At 67.6% G+C, this 21,788-nt stretch carries 15 protein-coding genes and 2 pseudogenes; 4 read left to right on the top strand and 13 right to left on the bottom strand.

Features of this window, described 5'->3' with window-relative positions; translation table 11 throughout:
* Positions 1–28 precede the first annotated feature (28 nt).
* On the top strand, positions 29–1,213 hold the full coding sequence (locus MOTC310_RS16130) for an acyltransferase family protein (protein WP_331302509.1): 1,185 nt from the start codon (positions 29–31) through the stop codon (positions 1,211–1,213).
* Between the two features lie 267 nt (positions 1,214–1,480).
* On the opposite strand, the gene MOTC310_RS16125 is transcribed toward MOTC310_RS16130, so the two are convergent.
* Positions 1,481–2,254, bottom strand: coding sequence for a M24 family metallopeptidase (locus tag MOTC310_RS16125; RefSeq protein WP_419539920.1), 774 nt, complete (start codon positions 2,252–2,254; stop codon positions 1,481–1,483).
* Positions 2,247–3,488 carry a transporter substrate-binding protein gene (locus MOTC310_RS16120; protein ID WP_331302508.1) on the bottom strand — a complete coding sequence of 414 codons (1,242 nt, stop codon included), beginning with the start codon at positions 3,486–3,488 and terminating at the stop codon, positions 2,247–2,249. The genes MOTC310_RS16125 and MOTC310_RS16120 overlap by 8 nt, the downstream gene beginning before the upstream one ends.
* A gap of 20 nt (positions 3,489–3,508) precedes the next feature.
* Here MOTC310_RS16120 and MOTC310_RS16115 point away from each other — a divergent pair, with 20 nt between their 5' ends.
* Complete coding sequence (locus MOTC310_RS16115) at positions 3,509–5,431, top strand: M20/M25/M40 family metallo-hydrolase (RefSeq protein WP_473753918.1); 1,923 nt, start codon at positions 3,509–3,511, stop codon at positions 5,429–5,431.
* A 13-nt stretch (positions 5,432–5,444) separates the two neighbouring features.
* Here the strand turns inward: MOTC310_RS16115 and MOTC310_RS16110 are convergent, their stop codons facing one another.
* A complete protein-coding gene (locus tag MOTC310_RS16110) occupies positions 5,445–6,764 on the bottom strand; it encodes a dihydroorotase (RefSeq protein ID WP_331302506.1) in 1,320 nt (439 codons plus the stop codon).
* Between the two features lie 13 nt (positions 6,765–6,777).
* Positions 6,778–7,458: an aspartate/glutamate racemase family protein gene (locus MOTC310_RS16105; RefSeq protein ID WP_331302505.1), complete on the bottom strand. Its 681-nt coding sequence runs from the start codon at positions 7,456–7,458 to the stop codon at positions 6,778–6,780.
* Positions 7,459–7,600: 142 nt separating this feature from the next.
* Here MOTC310_RS16105 and MOTC310_RS16100 point away from each other — a divergent pair, with 142 nt between their 5' ends.
* On the top strand, positions 7,601–9,067 hold the full coding sequence (locus MOTC310_RS16100) for an amidohydrolase family protein (RefSeq protein ID WP_331302504.1): 1,467 nt from the start codon (positions 7,601–7,603) through the stop codon (positions 9,065–9,067).
* Between the two features lie 19 nt (positions 9,068–9,086).
* Here MOTC310_RS16100 and MOTC310_RS16095 read toward each other — a convergent pair whose 3' ends face one another.
* The 6 genes and pseudogenes from MOTC310_RS16095 to MOTC310_RS16070 all read right to left on the bottom strand — a co-directional run.
* On the bottom strand, positions 9,087–10,679 hold the full coding sequence (locus MOTC310_RS16095; RefSeq protein ID WP_331302503.1) for an ABC transporter substrate-binding protein: 1,593 nt from the start codon (positions 10,677–10,679) through the stop codon (positions 9,087–9,089).
* A gap of 599 nt (positions 10,680–11,278) precedes the next feature.
* Positions 11,279–12,934: a porin gene (locus MOTC310_RS16090; protein WP_331302502.1), complete on the bottom strand. Its 1,656-nt coding sequence runs from the start codon at positions 12,932–12,934 to the stop codon at positions 11,279–11,281.
* 848 nt (positions 12,935–13,782) lie between these two features.
* Entirely contained in the window at positions 13,783–14,541 is a 759-nt protein-coding gene (locus MOTC310_RS16085) for a dienelactone hydrolase family protein (RefSeq protein WP_331302501.1), read from the bottom strand.
* Positions 14,542–14,750: 209 nt separating this feature from the next.
* Positions 14,751–15,224: a VOC family protein gene (locus MOTC310_RS16080; protein ID WP_331289573.1), complete on the bottom strand. Its 474-nt coding sequence runs from the start codon at positions 15,222–15,224 to the stop codon at positions 14,751–14,753.
* A 238-nt stretch (positions 15,225–15,462) separates the two neighbouring features.
* Positions 15,463–15,708, bottom strand: a complete 246-nt coding sequence (locus tag MOTC310_RS16075) for a metallophosphoesterase family protein (protein WP_331302730.1) — start codon at positions 15,706–15,708, stop codon at positions 15,463–15,465.
* A gap of 52 nt (positions 15,709–15,760) precedes the next feature.
* A pseudogene (locus tag MOTC310_RS16070) lies at positions 15,761–15,984 on the bottom strand (IS3 family transposase); the annotation flags it as partial.
* 473 nt (positions 15,985–16,457) lie between these two features.
* On the opposite strand from MOTC310_RS16070, the gene MOTC310_RS16065 reads away from it, so the two are divergent.
* On the top strand, positions 16,458–17,471 hold the full coding sequence (locus tag MOTC310_RS16065) for a crotonase/enoyl-CoA hydratase family protein (protein WP_331302500.1): 1,014 nt from the start codon (positions 16,458–16,460) through the stop codon (positions 17,469–17,471).
* Here MOTC310_RS16065 and MOTC310_RS16060 read toward each other — a convergent pair.
* From MOTC310_RS16060 to MOTC310_RS16050, 3 genes and pseudogenes are all read right to left on the bottom strand, one after another.
* Complete coding sequence (locus MOTC310_RS16060) at positions 17,460–19,790, bottom strand: putative bifunctional diguanylate cyclase/phosphodiesterase (RefSeq protein WP_331302499.1); 2,331 nt, start codon at positions 19,788–19,790, stop codon at positions 17,460–17,462. The genes MOTC310_RS16065 and MOTC310_RS16060 overlap by 12 nt on opposite strands.
* Positions 19,791–20,500: 710 nt before the next feature.
* Positions 20,501–21,649 (bottom strand): YeiH family protein, encoded by a 1,149-nt coding sequence (locus MOTC310_RS16055; RefSeq protein WP_331302498.1) that lies wholly within the window; start codon positions 21,647–21,649, stop codon positions 20,501–20,503.
* Between the two features lie 28 nt (positions 21,650–21,677).
* Positions 21,678–21,788 (bottom strand): annotated as a pseudogene (locus MOTC310_RS16050) (cytochrome c); the annotation flags it as partial.

The following is a 21,788-nucleotide window of genomic DNA, read 5'->3' as shown; positions in this document are numbered from 1 at the left end:
CCGGAAAGAAAATCAGTATCATCGAGTAATGAGGAAAGTATTGCTACCGCCGTGGCTGCGCCTTCGAGCCTGCGCGACGGCAGAGAATGCGCTTCCGGGCTCGACCGCGCCATCCCCCACTGACAAGGTCGGACACTACGCGGCTCTGGACGGCATACGCGGCCTGTCCGCTCTCTACGTGCTCCTCTTTCACACCGGACACTGGCTGGATGTGCCGTGGCTCGCCGTCAATGGAGGACTTTCCGTCGATACGTTCTTCACGTTGAGCGGCTTCGTCCTGGCCCGCGCTTACAAGGATCGAAAGGACCGGCTGTCCAACGTGGACTTTCTGCTGCAGCGTCTCGTCCGGTTGATGCCCGTCATCGCGCTCTCGCTCTTCATCAGCGCGCCGTATGTGGCGCTGCGAAATTCCATGACGTCCGGCGCCACCTACGCCAGCCAGATCGCCGCCGCCGTCCTTCTCGGTCTCCTCAACATCCCCTACTTCCATGCGCCGCCGCAGATCGGCGGTCCTCAGGTCTTTCCACTGAACGGCCCACAGTTCTCGTTGTTCTTCGAGATCGTGGCCAACGCGTTCTGGTGGTCGATTCGGCACCTCAACCCGCTTTACTCGTCGGCAACTCTCTACATCGTGTCCGCTTGCCTCGTCCTGACCGTGGGAATCGGAGGCGATCAGACGGATAATTTCATGCGCGGGTTCGACCACGTCGGGTCGTCCTTCTTCGTCGGTGTCTTCTGCTATCAGATCAAAGACCTGCTCGCCCGGCGGGTCAACCTGACGCCGGTCTTCTACGTTCTGCTCGTCGTGATGGTGATCATCTTCACTATGCCGTACGAACTCGATCACGCGCAGCGGATGCTCTGGAAGCTGCTGCTGGCCCCCCTGCTCGTCGTCGGCGGATCTTCCATCACCCTGTCGGCCCCGATGAAGGACCTCTCGATCCTCGTCGGAGACCTATCGTATCCGATCTACGCCCTGCATTTTCCGATCTTCTCCTGGATCAACGGCCTGTACCAGAAGCTGAGCGGCGGGAAATCGGCCGGGATCGAGGCCGCAACGCTCTTCGCGGCGACGTTGATCTTGAGCTACCTCGCGCTGCGCTTCTACGACCGGCCGGTACGCGCCTATCTCACCCGCCTGCTCAAGGCGTCCCGGAAGCCGATCATTCTCCGGATCGATCGCCGGCGTCGAGAACGGCCTGACGGCCTCTGAAGAGGATGATCGTGGCTGCGGCGCAGGGCGAGGCGTGGCTGGAGCGCCGGTCACCTCCGGCGTCATCCAACGCCCCCGTTCAGCGCCATGTCCGCCTACCGGTCTTGCGTCGCGGGGCGGGGCGCAGATCTCGGATCGTATGCGGCGGGACGACTCGCGCGCAGCGCGGGAAGACGGCGGACCCGGTTTCCGGGCCGGCAAGCGCTGTCTCCGAAGACGGTCCCGCCCTTCGGATCGCCCCTGCTGGCCGCGACGTTTCGCGGCGCCTCATCGCAGCGTCAGGCTGCGCGGCAGGTCGGACAGGGGCTCGACCCCGTTCGCCGTGACGATGACGGTCTCGGAGGCGCCGACCGTCCAGGCGCCGTAGCGGCGCAGGGTTGCCGGCAGGTGGAAGACCATGCCGGGCTCGATCGGCCGGTTCTCCCCAGTGAAGAGCGAGAGCAGAGCGCCCTCCCCCCAGTCCGGGGCGAAGGCGACGCCCATCGAGTAGCCGATCCGCTTGCGGAAGGCCGGGCCGTAGCCCGCCGCGTCGATGACGGCCTGCGCCGCCGCGTGCGGGGCGGCGCAGGGATGGCCGGGCCGGATCGCGGCGAGCGCCGCGTCGAGGGCGCGCAGGGCGCAGTCCATCATCCGCTGCGCCTCAACCGGCGGCGGGCCGATCCAGACGCTGCGCATCAGCGCCGCGTGGTAGCGGGCGTGGCTGCCGGCGAGTTCCAGGAAGACCGCGTCGCCCGTCTCCAGCCGGCGCCACCGCCAGGTCATGTGCGGCAGACCGCTGCGCGGGCCCGACGCGACCAGGGGCTCCATCGCCACGGCCTCGGAGCCGNGAAGGCCGCCGGCGAAGGCGAGGTCGTCCGCCGGCAGGTCTGCGCCGGCCTGGACGAGGCCCTCGGCCCCGCGGACCTGCGCGGCGCCGTCACCGCACAGGTCCGCCGCGAAGGCCGCCCGGTCGAGGGGCGCGGCGGAGGCCGGGAGTGCCCCGAGGGCGAGGCACCAGAGCGCCAGGAGGGCGCGGAGCGGGGACCGCCTCGGCTCAGCCATAGGGGCTGAACGGGACCGGCTTCGGGGCGTCCGGGGATTGCCAGAGCACGTCGAAGCCGCGCTTCTCGTTGACGGAGCCGATGAACACGCCGCGGGAGACGTAGTTGTTCTCCCCCGTCATGGTCAGCGTGTAGCCCGAGGGATCATCGAAGCTGAGCCCCGCGAAGGCCTTGCGCACCTCCGGCACCGCGAAGGACCCGGCCTTGGCGGCGGCGAGCGCCCAGAGGTTGACGCTGTCGTAGGCCGACACCATCGGGTCGATCACCGTGTCGGCGCTGAACGGGACGTTCTTGGCCTTCACGTAGGCGGCCCAGTCGGCGAGGAATTTCTGGTTGCGCGCGCCCTTGGCGGCCTGGAGATAGGCCCAGCAGTTCAGGTGGCCGACGAGCTTGGCCGTATCGAGCCCTTCGAGATCCGCCTCGACCATGTCGAGGCCGAGGATCGGCACGTCGGTGGCGCTGATGCCCTGGTTGGCGAATTCGCGCAGGAAGTCGGGGATCGAGGAGCCGACCACGGTGAGCACCACGATCGGCTGGCCGCCGGGCTGGCTGGCGAAGCTGCGCACCTGGTTCACCAGCGTCTGGAAGTTCGAGAAGCCGAAGGGCACGTATTCCTCGCGCCACGCGCTCTCTGAGATGCCCTTGCTGGTCCAGTAGCCCTTGAGCTGCTTGTTGATCGTGCGCGGCCAGACGTAGTCCGAGCCGATCATGAAGAACCGCTTCGCCCCGACTCCGTCCGGGCCCATCAGGTAGTCGACCGCCGGCAGCACGGAGCTCGCGGGCGGCGAGTTCACGTAGACGACGTTCTTGGAATTCTCGTCGCCCTCGAAGTGGAGCGGGTAGAACAGCAGCCCGTCATTCTGCTCGACCACCGGCAGGACCGACTTGCGCGACACGGAGGTCCAGCAGCCGAACAGGGCCGCAACCTTCTCCTGCTGGAGCATCTGCCGGCCGATCTGCGCGTAGAGCGGCCAGTCCGAGGCGGGATCGGAGGTCAGCACCTCGATCTGGCGGCCGTTGACGCCGCCGCGGCCGTTGATGGCGTCGGCGGCCATGCGGACCACGTGGTTCAGCCGGCCCTCGAGATTGGCCATGGTGCCCGACGACGAGAACAGGCAGCCGAGCTTGACGGTGTCGGCCGCGGAGGCCGGGCGGATGAGGGCCGGGGCCGCGAGCAGCGCCGCCGTGCCCGAGATGCCTGTGCCCAAGACGCCGCGTCGCGTGAGATGCGTCATCGACCCCGAAGCTCCCCTGGATGGACCGCCCGATTGTCGGCCGGGGGCCGGGAGACGGGAAGGTCAAAGAGGCTGCAGGTCGGCGCGGGCCTTGCGCATATTGGCAGCACTTGTGCGCGCCGCGGGCGGCCCCGTGCCGAGAACGTCAAAATTCTCGTATTGAGGCCCAAACCTGTGCCGCCCGGAGCGTGATGACGGGAGGCCTGCCTCCTGCGGCGGCCTCCTTCGGATGCCGTGTCGGACCGCGCGGGCGGCCGCGCCGGCCGGGGCGCCTCCAGCCGATGCCGCGCCGGCACGGAAGTGGCAGGGTGGCGCCGTCGCGGTCCGCCCCGGACCCGCGCACCGGGAGCGGCGGGATGGACACGGTAGCGGCGGTCGGGACGGCGGTTCGCGCGCAGCGCGGCCGGGTGGAGGCGCTGTTCGACGACCTCGCCCGGTGCGGCCGGACCGATCCCGGTTTCACCCGGGCCTCCTACAGCCCGGAGGAGAGTGCGGCGCACGCGGTGGTGGCGCGCTGCGCCGTCGATCTCGGCCTCGCGATCCGGAGGGATGCGGCGGCCAACACCACCATGACGCTGCCGGGGCGGGACCGGAGCCTGCCGCCGATCCTGATCGGCTCCCACCTCGATACGGTCGCCCACGGCGGCAATTTCGACGGGGCGGCCGGGGTGGTGGCCGGCCTCGCCGCCGTGGCGGCGCTCCGCGCGATGGGGTTGACCCCGGCGCGCGACATCACCGTCATGGGCATCCGCGCCGAGGAGAGCGTCTGGTTCCAGGTCTCCTACATCGGCAGCCGGGCGGCCCTCGGAACCCTGCCGGAGGGGGCGCTGGACGCTGCCCGGATCGACAGCGGCCTCAGCCTCGCCGCCCACATCGCCCGGGAGGGCGGCGACCCGGAAGCGCTGCGAAGCGGCCCGCCCGCCCTCGCGGCCGCCGCGATCCACGCCTTCCTAGAGGTGCATATCGAGCAGGCGCCGAGCCTCGAAGAGGCCGGGATCCCGGTCGGCTTGTGCACCGGGATCCCGGGCAACGTCCGCTATCCCGACGTCCGCATCGCCGGCCGCTACGACCATGTCGGGACGCCGCGCCGCTTCCGGCGCGACGCGGCCATGGCCGGGGCCGAGATCGCCCTGGCCCTGGACCGGGTCTGGGCCGAGCGCGAGGCGGCCGGCTGCCCGATGGCCGTTACCTTCGGCCGGTTCCACACCGACGCCGCGGCGCACGGCCTGACGACGGTCGCGGGTGAATTCCGGTTNGTGCATATCGAGCAGGCGCCGAGCCTCGAAGAGGCCGGGATCCCGGTCGGCTTGTGCACCGGGATCCCGGGCAACGTCCGCTATCCCGACGTCCGCATCGCCGGCCGCTACGACCATGTCGGGACGCCGCGCCGCTTCCGGCGCGACGCGGCCATGGCCGGGGCCGAGATCGCCCTGGCCCTGGACCGGGTCTGGGCCGAGCGCGAGGCGGCCGGCTGCCCGATGGCCGTTACCTTCGGCCGGTTCCACACCGACGCCGCGGCGCACGGCCTGACGACGGTCGCGGGTGAATTCCGGTTCAGCCTCGACATGCGGGCCTACGCGGCCGAGGTGCTGGCGGCGTTGGAGGCCGCGTTCCTGGCGGCCGTGAGGGACGTGTCGGAGCGCCGGGGCGTCGCGGTGGCGCTCGGGCCCCGCGCCGAGGCCGGTGTCGGCGCGGTCTCGCCCCGGATCCGCGACGGCCTCGCGGCGGCGGCTGAGGCGCTCGGCATCGCCACCCGGCCCCTCGGCAGCCCCGCCTCCCACGACGCCGCCGCCTTCGCCAAGGCCGGCGTGCCGATGGCCATGCTGTTCGTGCGCAACGCCAATGGCAGCCACAACCCCGATGAGGCCATGGCGACCGATGACCTCCTCGACGCCGTCGCGATCCTCACCGCCTGGCTGGTGGCGGAGACCTGCGCCGGCTGAGGGCGGGCGCCCGTCAGGCGGAAAAGCGCGCGCAGCGGCCGACCGGCGCGCCCAGGACGGTGTCGTCGCGCATCACGAGGTGGCCGCGCACGAGCGTGGCGACGGGCCAGCCGGTGACCTCGGTGCCGGCGAAGGGCGTCCAGCCGCAGGGCGAGACGATCCAGGCTTCCTCGATCCTGCGGCGCGCCTTCAGGTCTACGAGGGTGAAGTCGGCGTCGTATCCGACGGCGATCCGGCCCTTGCCGCGGAGCCCGTAGACGCGGGCTGGCCCGGCCGCCATCAGGTCGACGAGGCGGGCGAGCGGCAGGCGCCCGGCCGCGACGTGGTCGAGCATGATCGGCACCAGGGTCTGGACCCCAGTGAGGCCGGCCGGGCAGTCCGGCCAGGGCCGTTCCTTGGCGGCCCGCGCATGGGGCGCGTGATCGCTGCCGATCGTGTCGACGGTCCCGTCGCGCACGGCCGCCCAGGCGGCTGCCCGGTGGCGCTCGTCGCGGATCGGCGGGTTCATGACGCCGAAGCCGCCCAGCGTGTCGTAGCAGTCCGGGGCCACCTGCGTGAGGTGATTGACCAGCACCTCCACGGTGGCGACGTCGCGGAAATCGCGCAGGTAGGCGAGTTCCTCGGCGGTGGAGACGTGCAGGATATGGGTCGCCCGGCCGGTCTTCCGGGCCAGCGCCATGAGGCGCCGCGTGCCCAGGAAGGCGCATTCCGGATCGCGCCATTCCATGTGGGTCCGGTACGGCTGGCCCCGGCTGAACAGCGGCTTGCGGGCCTGGAGCCGGTCCTCGTCCTCGCTGTGGAAGGCCATGCGCCGGTGGCCGGCGCGCATGGCGAGCTCGAGATTCGTGTCGTCCTCGATCATCAGCGCCGCCGTGGAGCTGCCGGCGAAGACCTTGACGGCGCAGACGCCCGGCGCGCGCTCCAGCGTGGCGAGCGCGTCGATGTTGGCCTTCGTGCCAGCTACGTAGAGGCCGATATCGCACCAGCTCCGGCCCGCAACGTAGTCGCGCTTCCATGCGAGGCGCTCGGTATCGGCGATCGGCGGGACGGTGTTGGGCATGTCGAACAGGGTGGCGATCCCTCCGACCACCGCGGCCCGCGTGCCGGTCTCGATCGTCTCCACCGCCGGGTCGCCGGGGTCGCGCAGGTGGACGTGGCTGTCGATCAGGCCGGGCAGGACATGCAGGCCCGCGGCGTCGATCACCGCGTCCGCGGTCGCGCCGGCCGGCGTCGCGAGGGCCGCGATGCGCCCGTCGCGGATGCCGAGATCGATCGCCTCGGTGCCCCAGGGCGTCACGCAGGCGCCGCCGCGGATCAGCAGGTCGTAGTGCATCGCCGGTGTCTCCCTACAGGTCCGCCCGGAGCAGGACCGCCCCGAGGGCCGCCGCCACCGCCTGCTGGCAGGGCTCGACGACCGGACACCCGGCCGCCCGCTCGACAGCGGCCCGGTGCGGCGCCATGCCGGCGCAGCCGAGCACGATGACGTCGGCGCCGTCGCGCGCGACCAGGGTCCGGGCCGCCGCGATCAGCCGGTCGCGAATGGCCTCCCCTGCAGTCTCGTCGGCCCGGGCCTCCACCGGCCGGCTGCCGGCATAGCGTTCGCCGAGGCCCATCTGGCGGACCATCCGGCGCTGGCGCCGCACGCTGCCCTCCGACAGGGCGACGATGCCGAAGCGCTCGCCGAGGGTGAGCGACCGGAGGAGGCCACACTCGGCGATCCCCATCACGGGCCTGCCGCCGGCGACCTCGCGGGCCGCATGCAGGCCGGGGTCGCTGAAGCAGGCGATGACGAAGGCGTCTGCCGCATCGGCCGCGATGCGCCGGGCGAGCGGTATCACCACCGAATCGGCGTCCTGCTGCGACGCGATGCTTGCCGGCCCCTCGGGCAGGTCCGTCACCGCGATGACGGGGCCGCCGGCCAGGCGCAGCGGATCCAGTGCCGCGTCGATGGCGGCGGTCACGCTCGGAGAGGAGTTTGGGTTGATGACCAGGATGCGCGCCGACCTGACGGCGCCGGGATCTTGCATGCCGCCTCCTGCGGAGCCAACGCGATAGCCTGCCGCTCACGGCAGAGGCCTGCGCGAAGCGAAACCCGGGCCGCGCAACCGGCGGTGCAACTCAGGAGGCACCGATCTTGCCCACCAACTCGGCCCAAGGAAGAGGTGATCGATGCACGGCGAAGCTGCGAACGGGACGACGAGCGTCACGCGGGTGACAGGGGCCCGGTGGGTCGTCGCCTGGGACCCCGAGAAGGGCGGACACGTCTACCAGACCGGCGCGGACGTGGTTTTCGCTGACGGCGTTCTCACCCATGTCGGTCCGTGCTACGCAGGGCCGCCGCCCGCCCGAACCATCGACGCCGCCGGCTGCTTGATTATGCCGGGGCTCGTCGACATCCACACCCATCTGTTCTCGGAACCGATGAACAAGGGCATGTGGGACGAGGTCGGCAGCCAACGTCTCTACAACACCTCGCTCTACGAGTATCTCCCGATCCTGCGACCCGACGCCGAAGGGACGCGGGCCGCCTACGGGGTGGCGCTCGCCGAGCTGGCGCTCTCGGGCGTCACCACCGTCTGCGATCTCGCGTTGCCCAGCGAAGGCTGGCTCGACCTCCTGGGCGCCTCGGGCCTGCGAGTCTGCATCGCCCCGATGTTCCGTTCCGGGCGTTGGCTGACCCGGAATGGCCACAGCGTCGAGTACGAGTGGGACGCGGAGGCGGGCCAGCGCGGCCTGGAGCAGGCGCTCGCCGAGATCGAGGCGGCGCAGCGCCATCCGAGCGGTCGGCTGTTCGGCATGCTGTGCCCCGCGCAGGTCGACACCTGCACGACGGAGCTGCTGCGGGACTCCCACGCCGAGGCGGTCGCGCGCGACCTGCGCTTCCACACTCATGCGGCGCAGTCCCTGTCGGAATTCCACGAGATCACCCGCCGCACCGGGATGACGCCGATCGAGTGGCTCGACGATCTCGGTGTGCTCACCGAGCGCACGATCGTGGGCCACGGGATCTTCCTCGACGACCATCCCTGGACCCACTGGCACAGCCCGGGCTCGGACATGCGGCGCCTCGCCGAGCGCGGCGCCACGGTCGCCCATTGCCCGACGGTGTTCGCCCGCCGCGGCATCGCGCTCCACCATTTCGGCCGCTACGTCCAGGCCGGGGTCAACATGGGCATCGGCACCGACGTCTACCCGCACAACATGCTCGACGAGATGCGCCTCGTCTCATATCTCGCCCGGGTCGTCGCCGAGAACCCGCGCGACACCCGCGCGGCGGACGTGTTCCACGCGGCCACGGTGGGGGGCGCCAAGGCGCTCGGGCGCACCGACATCGGCCGGCTCGCGCCGGGCTGCAAGGCTGACTTCGTCCTCGTCGACTGCGCGCATCCGGCCATGCGGCCGTGCCGCGATCCCGTGCAGTCGCTGATCTACTCGGCCGGCGACCGCGCGGTCCGGCAGGTCTTCGTCGGTGGCAACGAGATCGTGCGCGACGGCCGCGCCCTGACGGTCGACTACGCGGCGGCCGCCGCGGCCCTGGAGGAGGCGCAGGGCCGCGCGCTGGCCCAGATCCGGCAGCTCGACTGGGCCGGCCGCGGCCCCGACGCCATCGCGCCGCCGACCTTCCCAGGGCTGTGAGGCCCCGGCGCCGTGATCCTCAGGCGGGCCGGACGTTCCAGAAGGTCGGGAACCCGTCGAGGATGCCGGTGAGGCCGGTGCGGTAGGCGGTCGGCTGCAGGTACTGCCCGAGGGGATAGTACGGGACGTCCTGCATCGCCTGAAGCTGGATGTCCTGGCAGAGCGCGGCGCGGGCCACCTCATCCGGGGCGGTGAACCACGCGTCGCGTAAGGACTCGATCCGCGGGGTCGTGGCCCAGCCGGCATAGCCGGTCTCGCCGGTGCCGCGCAGGGCGATGTAGCCCGCGGGGTTCAGCCAATCCATGCCGGACCAGTTGGTGACGAAGGCGCTCCAGCCGCCCTCCGAGACCGGGCTCTTGCGGTTGCGCCGCTGCAGCATCGCGTTGAACTCGACCGCGTAGACCTCGACATTCATGCCGACGCGCTGGAGCAGGTCGGCGGCGACCTGGCCGAGCGCCAGGAGGGGGGCCGAGTTCGACGGCACCATCAGCAGCACGGTCTCGCCGGCGTAGCCAGCCGCCTTCAGGTCGGCACGCACCTTCGTCGGATCCCGTGGCGTCGTGAGCGGCCCGAGTCCGTCCGTCGAGGCCATCGGCGTGCCCGGACAGAAGAAGCCGAGGGGCACATGGAACAGGCTCGGATCGTCGGCGCCCACCACGCCCTGCATGCAGGACGTCTGGTCGATCGCGCCCCAGAGCGCCCGCCGGATCGCCGGGTTGTTGAAGGGCGGCTGGAGGTGATTGACCCTCAGCATCGTCACGAAACCCGTCGGGTCGAGGGTGCGGGTGGTCACGCCCTTGGCGGCCTTCAGCAGGCCGAGCTGGTCGTGCGAGGCGTATTCCTGCCAGTCCGCCTCGCCGGCGACCAGCGCGGAGGTCGCCGTCGAGGTGTCGCCGATGACGCGCCACTCGACCCGGTCGTAGTGGACAACCTTCGGACCCGAGGTCCAGGTGGGCGTGCTGTCCCTGCGGGGCACGTAGCCCTCGAAGCGGGTGTAGACCGTGCGGTCGCCCGGCACGCGCTCGTCAGCCTTAAAGCGGAACGGCCCCGAACCGATGAGTTCCGGCACCTGCTGGAACGGGTCCGTGACGGCGAGGCGCTCCGGCATCATCGCGCAGACCGGCACCGAGGCCTTGCCCAACGCGACCGGCAGAAGCGGGAACGGCTGCTTGAGGCGGAACCGGATCGTGCGGTCGTCGGGCGCCGACAGCTCGTCGGTGGCCTCCATGAGGGAGCCGCCGAATGGGTCGCGCTTGGCCCAGCGCCGCAGGGAAGCCACGCAGTCGCGGGCCAGTACGGGGGTGCAGTCGTGGAAGCGCAGGCCCTCGCGCAGGGTCAGGTCCCAGCGGCGCCCGTCCGCCTCAATCCGGTGACCCTCGACCATCTGCGGCGTGGCGCGGAAGGCGCCGTCCATGCCGTAGAGCGTGTCGAAGACCATGTAGCCGTGGTTGCGGGTGATGTACGCGAAGGTCGTCACCGGATCGAGCGTGACGAGATCTTGCTGCGGGATGAAGCGCAGAGTCTTGGCGGCCTCCGCGCGGACCAGGGATGGCGCTGCAACCGCGCTGGCCACGAAAGCCCCGGCTCCCTGCAACAGTGTACGCCGCTTCATTAGACAACTCCCGCTCCGCTCGTGCGGCTACCGTACATGTGCTCGCAGCAACCCGGTCTGATCACCAAACCCGGCAATCCGCAGGCTTGCAGGAACGAGGCCGCGGCCCAGCCCGAGAGAGATCGCCCTCGCATTCCGGTTGGTCCGTATGCATCGGAGGCTAGGGATCCAGTGCGGACTGACCGAACTAGCGAGACACAAAAGGTCCGGTCATGGGATGCCGCTGCAACTAGCCGTGTGACCGAAATGGGCGCGAAGCCGAACGTCCGGTTTTGCGGGCGTAGGCGATCCGGCGTGGCGCAGTCTGGCCGTAAGCTGCCGGTCCGCTTCGGAGAACGTCCGCGGGAAAAGCAGACGGCCCGCTACCGACCCAACTCTGCCGCTCAATACGAGCCGTGCCGTTCCCGAAAGCCGACGTTCGATCTGGTGCTGTGCATTCCGGCGGCTTGAAGGTCTGCTCCGCTCAAGGTTCGCAGGGGTGGTTGTCCATCCATCGAAATGCAAAAAAGCCCGGCCGCTAGGCCGGGCTTAGTAGGGTCCCTTTGCACGGGGACATCAAGACCAGGAAGCTTTGGAGAACAACTGGTCTCGATCTGGGATTAGAAGTCGCGCTGGACGCGGAAGCGGAAGGTGGACACGCTGTCCGCCGTCGTGGTCCGCGGCACGAAGGTGCCGTTGTTGATGCCGGCGACGTTCGCGTAGGCCGTCGGGCTCTTGTCGCGGTCGATCACGCGGCCGTTCTTGACGCCGATCTGGGTGTAGAAGCCCTCGACGCCGATATCGAGGTCCTTGACCGGCGACCAGATGATGCTGCCGCCCGCCACGAACTGGTAGGTGTCGCGCAGCGCCTCGCTGAGCTGGAAGAACCGGGTGCCCGGCACGCCGACGCCGTTAACGCCGAAGGAGTTGGCACCGGCCGGGTTGGCGAGCGCGAAGGCCGCGCCCTGGGCCAGACGGGCACCGCTGCTGTAGTTCATCTCACCGTACGAGCCGAAGAAGGCCGAGCGCCACTCCGGCGTCCAGTAGTGCAGGTAGGAGGCGACGACCGAGAAGCTCGTCGACTGCTCCATCTGACCCGTGAACGGGTTGACCGTCGCGTCGTTGAAGTACTGCGCGAACTTCTGACCCTGGATCGTCGTCGGGTTCTGCGCGTAGGAACCGCTGAACTGAGAGTAGCCGGTGTAGAGCTGCGCGCCGGAACCGTAGGCGCCCTGCAGGTAGAGGGCGTCGCCCGGCGCGATGAACGGCGTGTTGATTTTCAAGCCGCCCTGCACGGCCCAGCCATACGAGTTGCTGGTGTGCGGGATGCTGATGTTCGAGCCGGTGCCGGTGCCCGCGCCGTTGGCGACATTGCCGACGTTCAGCTCGTGCACGGCCGCCGACAGCTGGGCCGAGCCCCAGGCCTGGTCGAGGCGCAGAGCGCCGACGAAGTCGGGCATGCGCGTGCGCTGGATCACGTCGACGAAGCTGTAGCGGGTCGGCACGCCGCCAGTATAGCCGATGAACACCTCGGCCGGCGCGTTCGTTTGAGCGAAGTTCTGGATGTTCGAGTTATTAGTGATGCCCGCCGGGTTGTTGGTCTGCGAGAAGATCGGGCTGCGGCGGAAGACCGGGTCTTCGGCCGAGATCGTGGCGGACAGGCCGTTGCCGAGGGTCGCCGTATAGGCGAGCAGGTTGGTCGAGGCGAGGTCCGAACCGGCGGTGGCGCCGGCGAATTCGAAGTCGTGGGCGTAGAAGTCGAAGAACGACGAGGCGCGACCGGCGGTCATGCCGGCGAACTGGATGAACGCCTTGTCGACGTTCACGAACTGAGAGTCACGGCCGAAGCTGTCGATGCCAAGTCCCGGGAAGGCCTGGCCGATGCGCTGCTGGGTGCCGGACTGGCCGACGCCAGAGTATCCGGTGCGGGCACCGGCATCGAGGCGCACGAAGGCGCGCAGCGTGCCGTAGGCGGTCTGGGTGCGGGCATCGAGGTTGATGCGCATCCGGCCCTGGTAGCCCGACGTGTCGCCGACGTTCGAGCCGTTCTGACGCGAGTAGCTGGTCATGTAGCCGCCCTCGAACCGGGCGCGGCCGGAGAGACGCAGGCAGGTGTCGGTGCCGGGGATGTAGAAGAACCCGGCGCCGTACGCGCCGCAGACGCGGACGTACTCGATCGGGACAGCCTTCTTGACCGGCAGGTCGGCGGCGTGGGCTGCGCCTACCGCCGCGAACGCAGCAGCAGATCCGAGCAGCGAGCTTTTCAAGAACCTCATCGAAATCCCCAAAACATCGAGACCCATCTCGTGGCGACGTCCGTTTCCCGGATCACGCCTGCTGATTTTTTGGTTGGGCCCGCGTCTTGGTGGCTGGCTCCGACGAGCGCTCAAACTGGTGAGGCCCGCTGCTGTCGGATCATGCCGGAAAGGTTTCGAACAGCAATACCATTTAATCCCGAAATATATCACACCCGAACGCAGGGTCATTTTCGCAACACTAGGTTTGCCGGCTATACCGGAGGTGTGATTGTTAGCTCGGTCGGTTGCACGCAGTGGCGCACATAAAAAAACCATTACAGTTTAGATGCTTGATTATGCTGCGATGTAGCATACTAATCCATATTAAGACGATATGCTCGAGCATGAATGTTTCTGAGTAGAAACATAGAACGTTCGAATGTGGATTATGAGTGCGATGTAGGGCGCCTCTCTAACCCGGACTGGATCGGCCGAGGTCGCCTCTCCTCGGCCCCCATCAGCCATGTGAGTCGCCGCCGGGTCGGATGCGAGATGTAGATCAACCGCACCTCGACCATCTAAGAATGGCAGCGCGCTTCTAAGGTATCGGTTGAGGCCCTAGAAACCTCGACGATGCGTCTCGAGCATGCGCTGGGTGTCCTGAAGGCTTGCTAGGCGCCACAAAGCCAAACGCATCTTGGCCAGCGATCGGAGCGCGCTCATGCTCTATCAGAAGAGGTAGAATGCCGCAGCGAAGGCTGTCCGTTTCCGTGCCTTCGCTGCTCAGAAGCGGACAGGCCGTTTTCCACCCCAAGCGGTCCTCGCGGTAGCGACCCGACCTCGCCGTTGAGGCCATTTCACGGCCTGCCGCGTAAGCGGACGCTGGATCAGCGCTCACGTCGCCACTCGCCGCCGTGCAGGGTCCGGCCGAAGAGCGCAAGCATTGCGCTCCACCCCTGCTCGGCCGCAGCAGGCGCGAAGACAGGGAAGTCCGGCATCATCCAGCCATGCGCGGCCGGATACGTTCGCGTTGTGAACCGCACGCCAGCCTGCGTCAGAGCCCCCTCTAGCCGCTCGGCCATTGCAGGCGGGTAGCTGCCATCGTTCTCCGCTGCGCCGATGTAGACTTCCGCCTTCAGCTTGGCAGCGAACAGGTGGGGGCTCGTCGGCGCATCGGTCGCAAGATTGCCCCCGTGAAAGCTTGCAGCCGCGACGAACCGCTCGGGATAGGTTCCCGCTGTGGCCAAGGCCATGCCGCCACCCATGCAGAAGCCCACCACCCCGATCTTGCGGCCTTCAACGTCGTCACGCGTGTCGAGGTAAGCCAGCATGGCCTCTGCATCTTCAGTGGCCTTCAAGGGGCTTGTTGTGGCCATCAGCGGCCCGAGGACTGCGCGAAAGTCACCCGCGAACACTTCCTTCGGCACGAATGGCCCGTAAGGTCCGTAGCGGTAGAAGAGATCCGGCAGCAGGACGATGTAGCCAGCCTCAGCCAGCTGCTGAGCCATGTCGAGCATCGCCGGCCTGATGCCACCTGCGTCCATGTAGAAGACCACCGCGGGCCACGGTCCGCCGCTTGCGGGGGTCACGACGTGTGAAGGGCAATCGCCGTCGCGAGTCCGGATCGTGACTTGCTCGATCGGCATGGGATGCTCCTCAGCCGGACATTCGCATTGTCCGCTTCGAACCTCCCTACGACCAGCAGCGGACCGACCGCAAACCACCCCAAGCGGCCATTCTGCTACCGACCCAACACAGTCGCCAGCACTGCCGTCGAGGCTTCTCCGGAGCGGTCATTCGCCGGGCCTTTGTCAACTTCGGCTGGGGCTCGCAAGCGGTCTGCCGCCCGGCCGAATCAGTGATCTTGGGCGGTGGCGGGCGGCTGCATGAACTCAATGGTCGCGCCGTCAGGGCCAACGGCGTAGATCACCCGCGTTCCAACCCGCGCGCCGCTTACGATTGACTGCGGAATGCCTTGTGCCTTCCAGCCGTAGGCGGCGATCCGCACCAGAAGTGCGTCGATGTCATCGACGACAAGGGCTAGATGCGCGAACCCAGGGTCGAACGGTCTGGCTGGCGCGCTTGGTCGGTCCGGACCCTGATACTCCAGGAGTTCGACCGTCTGGTCCGCCAGTGAAACAATTGCCATGCGCACCTTCGCCCCATGTGCCCCGGTCACCTGACCGATGAACTCTCCCCTCATCTCGCCCGTCCGCACAAGCCGCGCGCCGAGCCCATCGACCCAGAACCGAAGGGCGTCGTCGAGGAAGGCGACCGAGAAGCCGACATGATCGGCGCGCCGTACGCGGATGCCCGTGTGTTCCGTCATGAGGGACGATCTACCGGCAAACGGGCCATTCGTCTGCAACGGGTCGCGGCCCGTCCTTTGGCCATGTCCGCTTCAGGGCTTACGCCGCTCGAAAGCGGATCGACAGGAAACCACCCCGAGCAGCCACTCCGCCGCCAACCCGTACATGCCGACGAGCATCGGTCGAGGCGAGGTGTCTTTAAACCCGCCCAGTCGCTATCCAGCGGGCCAGAACCGCCTGGCCATTCGCTCCTGCCTGCTATGCTGCCTGATCCCAGTCGTAGGCGACAGCGCGCAGGTCCGCCGACCACCCGCCGTTCGGCTCGCGCGTTATCACTGCGTAGCGCGCGTGCGGTGTTCCAGTCTCAATCGCGTGCGGGACCGGGCTTTTATCCGTATAGGTGGGCATCCCAATGCTGCCGGGATTTACCACGATCACCCCGCCGACTCGGACAACTCGGGGCATGTGCGTGTGGCCGCATAAGACGAGCCGCGCAGAGCCAATACCTATTAGGTCGCGAACCCATAACGGTTGTCACGGTTGAACCGCGGCGTCGTTAGCCCTCTGAGCAGGAGGTGTATGGTCCCGGGATGTGGTGTGACGGATTGAGCCTGAAGCGTTCGGGCTCTTTGGTCCAGACTTGGAGGACATGCTCGTAGGGTGTGAGGCCGCGCAGGGTCTTCGGCCGACGGGCATGGTTGTAGGCGTCGACGAACAGCTGAAGTGTGCCCGGAGCTGTTCGTGGGTCTCGTAGTGGCAGCGCTCGACCGTGGCATCCTTGTGGTCAACCGTACCACCACATCGCGGGATCAAACACCTAGACTCCGAGAAGATCTGCAGGCGGTGCGGGCATCTCGGCCAGGGCCGCCAGTCGTGCTCGCGGCGAGACGGTCACAGAACCGGATCGCGAGAGCGTCATCTTCGGCCGCGACAGGACGACCCTCGCGGATGTCCGCACGGGCGGAGCCGCTGCCGGCGCGACCGACGCTGAGACCGATCGCGAGGCGCGAACAGCCCGCCACGGGCGAATGGAAGGATTGAACGCATCGGATCAGCGGCAGCGCCGCATTCGCTGAACGATCGGCCGGAGGGCGATGCCGGCCTCAAACCGATAGCGGCGCTCTGCAAGCAAAAGCGGCTAATCGGCCCGAAATTAACCAAAGCTTAATTATCTGAGGAGGGCGGCTTCGGCTGCCTAGCTCCGCGACGCCGGCCGCGATAGGGTTAAGGACCACTTAACGGATCCAGATGACATGGCGTCTTTTACAGGCCTCGCCAAGGATTTGGCACCATACTCTGGTCCCTTGCCGATGCGCCGTCGGCCGACGGCGGCGCGGCGCACGAGCGAGAAGCGGATTGCTCCGGCCGTCTCGCCTCCCGGTCACGGCATCTCCGAGCTCGCTCAGATCGAAGTCAACTTCGAAGCGCACAACAACACCCTGTGGGCCTTCATGCGCCCCCACGGGCGCCCGTGCCAGAATCCCGAAATGCTGGCCGACTTCAGCCGGCTGCAGGATGACATCGGGAGAGTGTTCGGTGCCGGCGGCCCTGACCTGAACTACTTCGTGTTCGGGTCGCGATTTCCCGGCGTTTTCAGTCTCGGTGGTGATCTGCATCTGTTTGCGAGCAAGATCCGCGCGGGCGACGAGGCCGCGCTGGTCAGCTACGGCAACGCGTGCGTCGATGTCCTTCACCGCAACATGAACGCGCTCAACCTGCCCATCATCACGATCGGCCTCGTGGAGGGTGACGCGCTGGGCGGCGGGTTCGAGGGCCTGCTCTCGTTCGATATCATCGTTGCCGAGAAGGGCACCAAATTCGGTTTTCCGGAAATACTCTTCGGGCTGTTCCCCGGGATGGGGGCGTACAGCTTCCTCGCCCGGCGGCTGGGGACCATCAAGGCTCAGGAAATGATCCTTGACGGAAGAACCTACACCGCGCAGGAGATGCACGCGCTCGGGATCGTTCATATCCTCGCCGAGCCCGGTCAGGGCGAGGCTGCCGTACGCTCCTACATTGCCGGTAACCATCGCCGCCGCAACGGGCAGCAGGCCATCTATCAAGCCGCCCGCGAGGTGAACCGTATATCCCTGGAAGAATTGAGAAAGATCGTCGCGGTCTGGGCGGCCGCCGCGATGAACCTCACGGACAGGGATCTGAGTATCATGGAGCGGCTCGTTCTGGCTCAGGACAAGCTCAGGGGCAGAGCTCAGGCCGCCCAACCCGGAAAAACGCCCGCGCGCGGTCTTGCGGCGTCAACTCGCTAGCTTCGTCAGAGGCTCGGCGGCTGCCAGCATGGCACGGATCTGCGGTGCGGCGATCGGACGACTGAAGATATAGCCCTGGATCAGGTCACAGCCCTCTGCTCTGAGGATGGTGAGTTGCGTCTCGGTCTCGACGCCCTCAACGACGATGGCCATTCCGATGCTTCTGCCCATTCCGACGATCGCCCGGATGATCGCGGTCGACTCGGCCTTCTTGTCCAGGTCGGACACGAACGATCGGTCGATCTTCAATTTATCGAAGGCAAAATTTCTCAAAGAACTTAGAGACGAATAACCTGTTCCAAAATCGTCGATTGACAGGCGTATCCCCAGTTGACGGAGATTGTCGATCGTCTCGACGATTTTGTGCGTCGCGCCCAGCGTCACGCTCTCGGTAATCTCGAGCTCCAGACGATGCGCCGGTAAGCCGGAGCGGGTCAGGGCGCCGATGACGTGAAATGCGAGCTGCGGATCGCTGAATTGACGCGGTGACATGTTGACGGCGACGCTCACGCTCTGCGGCCACCTCCGCGCCTCACGGCACGCTTCATTCAGAACCCAATTACCGAGTTGGACGATCAGCCCCGTGTCCTCGGCCACGGGGATGAATTCCGAAGGAGGAATGTATCCGGAGACGGGATGCCGCCACCGAAGCAGGGCCTCGCAGCTCACCACCGTCCCGGAATTCGAGTCGACGATGGGCTGGTAGTGCAGTTCCAGTTCGCCGTTGGCCAGAGCGGCTCGGAGGTCCGATTCGAGGGCGTGCCGCGCGCGCGTGGCCGCTTCCATCTCATGCTGGAATATCTTGTAGCCGCTCCTTCCGGCTCCCTTGATGGCGTAGAGCGCGATATCCGCACATTTGAGTAGTCTGTCTTCGTCGTTGGCGTGGGACGGAGCGATTGCGATCCCGATCGAGGCGCCGACGGTGACTTGATGCCCATCGATATCGAAAGGCCGCTCCAGTTCCTGCAGCACGCGCTGCGCAAGATCCTCCGCGACGGCCGGCGACGTGACGGATTGCTGGACGATGACAAATTCATCGCCGCCAAGGCGGGCGACCGATCCGGATATCGGCCCGATCCCGCGCAGCCGATCCGCGACCAGCTGCAGCAATCTGTCCCCAGCCGGGTGACCCATCGTGTCGTTGATGACTTTGAAGTGGTCCAGATCGAGCAAATGGACCGCGAATTCCCCCTTGTTGTTGGCGCTGGCCTTCAGCGCCTGGGAGACCTTGGTTTTGAAGCTGCTCCGATTCAGCAGGCCGGTTAGATCGTCGTAACTCGCCATCTGCTGAATGCGGGCTTCGTTTCGACGCCGCTCGGTGATGTCCTCGAAGATGATGACATAGCCCCGCTCGGCGGTCCGCCGCTGCATCAATGAGACCGCGCGGTTGTCGGGGAGAATCAAGACCAAGTTTCCCGATCTCAGCGCGTTCGATGCCGCCGAGAAGGTGGAAAATACCGAATCGCGTCGCGCGGTTCTCTCATCGATGATGGCGCGGCTCAGTTTGTACAGCGACTTAGCGGTCGAATTCGTGTGGATCCGACTTGCCGGAATTCCCGACAGCGTAACGAACTGGTCGTTCCAGACTTGAAGCCTGCCGCGCGCGTCGAACATGCACAGGCCATGCGACATGTTGCGGAGCGCGATATCGAAGAGATTGGCCTGCGCCTGGAATTTCTCCGCGAGCGCCTCCTTCTCTCGCGTTGTCACCAGCGCCGACACGATGATTTCGCGCGTGCTGAGCGTAATATCGATCATGCCGTAGGCGAAAAGCAGTGAGAGGATGCCGAGCGAGGCCCTCTCGCCGTCACCGGACACGAGCAGCCCCGCCGACAGCGGCATCGCCGACAGGAGGACTTGCGCGATGGCCAGCAAGGGGCGGCCCGCGTTGCGGCCCGAGATGCCCGCGGCGTAGCCGATCGTGAAGGTGGGGGTGATGACCTGAAGGGCTAGATTGGAAGACCGGGTCGTGATGAGGAACGAGAGGATGCCGAGTGACGCGGCATAGGCGAACGCGCCGAGGGAGAAATATCGTTCCCAGATTTCGTAGCGGTCGTACTTCTTCGGCCCCTGCGTCAGGTAGATCCGGGCGAGCGCGATGCGGGTGAGCCCGATCAGGCCGACCGCGAACGCGGTCGCGGTGATCGTCCAATCGTCGGACCAGAATGCCGCTGCCGTAGCGACGATCGTTCCGGAGACGGCACCCACCGCGAGCGATGCGAAGGGCTGATACAGGCCGTCGACGAGAGACCGCTTCACGTCGCGCGCGAGCAGGGCATCTTCAGCGAGTGCGGTCCGCAGATTGGCATACAGTCCCAACGCGGCGTCTCGCTACTTCGCTTTTGTTGCAGCTGTAATCATGGAGACGGTTCGGTCCGGGATGATCTCCGCACATTAACGCCCTCAGATTTCAGAGATATTGAGGGGCATGGTTAACGACATTCGACGCCCGTATCCATGCGTCGAATATTTGGGTCGCGTCCGGGTAGATCTCGAACTTCCCGTCGTTCGACGAATTGAATATCGGGGCGTTTCGAACTCAGTTCCGCGCGTGTAAGGACGGGGTTGAGGCGAGGGGTTCATGCACGCCCATCGGGCACTAAGCTGATGACAGTCGACGTCCAGATCTGACGCCTCGCCCGGCCGGACCTGATCCAAAGACCTCGGCCATTTCGGCGAATAGCAGGGCGATCGCGTGAACCTGCTCGAGCCTCAGCGCGACTGCGACCGTCCGGTCTCGCGCTCGATGTGTGCATCGATGATGACCCGATGATGTGGCCCGTCCAGAGCTTTTTCCTCTCTGATGGCGGGCTCTGCACTCGCCCGACATCGCTGCCTGGCGCGACCGACGACCGTGCTCCATCCGGACAGCCAGAGAGGAGCGGGGGCCGATCAGCAGCCCCTGTGGCGCGCGCCTCACGAGCCAGGCAGCGTCCGGGAACAGGCGCTCGCGACGGGCGGGTCTCGGCCCACACCCGAGCAGAGGCCTCTTGGACGAGGCCGGCGACACGGCGTATCCGGCGACCGGCTCAGCCGAGCCCGAGGCCGCGGATCAGAAGGATCGCGATGGCCAGCAGCACGAGGAGCGAGGCGGTGACCGCCACCGTGACCCGGCCGCCGACCTGGGCCAGCACGCGCACGTCCACGCCGAGGCCGAGCGCGGCCATCGACACGATTGTGAGGAACCCGGCGAGGCGGGAGATCGGCGCGATCCAGGCGTCCGGGATCAGCCCGAGCGAGCGCAGGCTCGCCAGGGCCAGGAAGCCCAGGATGAACCACGGCACCAGCTTGAAGAAGCCGGGCCGGCTCGCTGCGCTCCCCTTGGTGCTCCCCTTGGCGCTCCCCTGGGCGCTCCCTGGGGTGGCCTTGCCGGTCGCCCTCGAAGCCGGCAGGCGCGAAGCGTAGAGCGAGAGGGCCAGCACCACGGGCCCGAGCATCAGCACCCGGACCAGCTTGACCAGCGTGCCCACCTGCGTGGCCAGCGGGCCCACCGGGACGGTCGCGGCCAGCACCTGCGGCACCGCGTAGACGGTCAGGCCCGCCAGCACGCCGTACTGATGCTCGCTGAAGCCGACGAGCGGCACGAACAGGGGCAGGCCCAGCACCATCAGCACGCCCAGCACCGCCGTGAAGGCGATGGCGGCCGCCACGTCCCGGCTGTCAGCCCCGATCACCGGCGCCACGGCCGCGATCGCCGAGTTGCCGCAGATCGCGTTGCCGCAGGCGATCAGCAGGGCCATGCGCACCGGCAGGCCCAGCGCGCGGCACAGGGCGCAGCTCGCCAGGATGGTCAGCGCCACCGCCCCGACGATGCCGGCCAGCAGCGCCGAGCCCGAGGCGACGATGGCCCCGAGGCTCACCGCGGCGCCGAGCAGCGTGACGGCCACCTCAAGCACCTGCTTGGCCGAGAAGGCGATCCCGGCCTTGAAGCGCGCGCCCGGCACCCAGGCGGTCCGCACGGCCGTCCCCAGCAGGATGGCGAGCACCAGGGCCTCGACGTAGGGATGGCCGGTCAGATGCTCCTCGCCGGCCTGGAGGCCCTGCGCCACCACGGTGATGCCCAGGCACAGGAGCAGGCCCGGGACCAGGGTGCCGGCCGTCCCGGCCCAGGCGGCCGCGCGCCGCGGCTGCGACGGCGCCGCCCCGGACGGGCCTGGCTCGGCGGTTCTGGCGATCATCGCGCGGCCTCCTGCCCGGTCTCGGCGCTCAGTAGGTCGCGCCGAGATAGGCGGCGATGGCCCGGGCCTGCTCCTCCGCGATCGGCGCGCGGTAGACCTTGATCATCTTGGCGACCTCGGCGTCCCAGAACGCCTGCCC

The organism is Methylobacterium oryzae (assembly GCF_036441375.1).
GTDB classification, from domain to species: Bacteria; Pseudomonadota; Alphaproteobacteria; order Rhizobiales; family Beijerinckiaceae; genus Methylobacterium; species Methylobacterium oryzae_A.
This window is presented reverse-complemented; position numbering and strand designations above follow the sequence as displayed.

Coding starts and splice junctions, on each gene's coding strand:
- MOTC310_RS16130 (WP_331302509.1), top strand. CDS start 29: ATGAGGAAAGTATTGCTACCGCCGTGGCTGCGCCTTCGAGCCTGCGCG.
- MOTC310_RS16120 (WP_331302508.1), bottom strand. CDS start 3,488: ATGACGCATCTCACGCGACGCGGCGTCTTGGGCACAGGCATCTCGGGC.
- MOTC310_RS16110 (WP_331302506.1), bottom strand. CDS start 6,764: ATGCACTACGACCTGCTGATCCGCGGCGGCGCCTGCGTGACGCCCTGG.
- MOTC310_RS16105 (WP_331302505.1), bottom strand. CDS start 7,458: ATGCAAGATCCCGGCGCCGTCAGGTCGGCGCGCATCCTGGTCATCAAC.
- MOTC310_RS16100 (WP_331302504.1), top strand. CDS start 7,601: ATGCACGGCGAAGCTGCGAACGGGACGACGAGCGTCACGCGGGTGACA.
- MOTC310_RS16095 (WP_331302503.1), bottom strand. CDS start 10,679: ATGAAGCGGCGTACACTGTTGCAGGGAGCCGGGGCTTTCGTGGCCAGC.
- MOTC310_RS16090 (WP_331302502.1), bottom strand. CDS start 12,934: ATGAGGTTCTTGAAAAGCTCGCTGCTCGGATCTGCTGCTGCGTTCGCG.
- MOTC310_RS16085 (WP_331302501.1), bottom strand. CDS start 14,541: ATGCCGATCGAGCAAGTCACGATCCGGACTCGCGACGGCGATTGCCCT.
- MOTC310_RS16080 (WP_331289573.1), bottom strand. CDS start 15,224: ATGACGGAACACACGGGCATCCGCGTACGGCGCGCCGATCATGTCGGC.
- MOTC310_RS16065 (WP_331302500.1), top strand. CDS start 16,458: ATGGCGTCTTTTACAGGCCTCGCCAAGGATTTGGCACCATACTCTGGT.
- MOTC310_RS16055 (WP_331302498.1), bottom strand. CDS start 21,649: ATGATCGCCAGAACCGCCGAGCCAGGCCCGTCCGGGGCGGCGCCGTCG.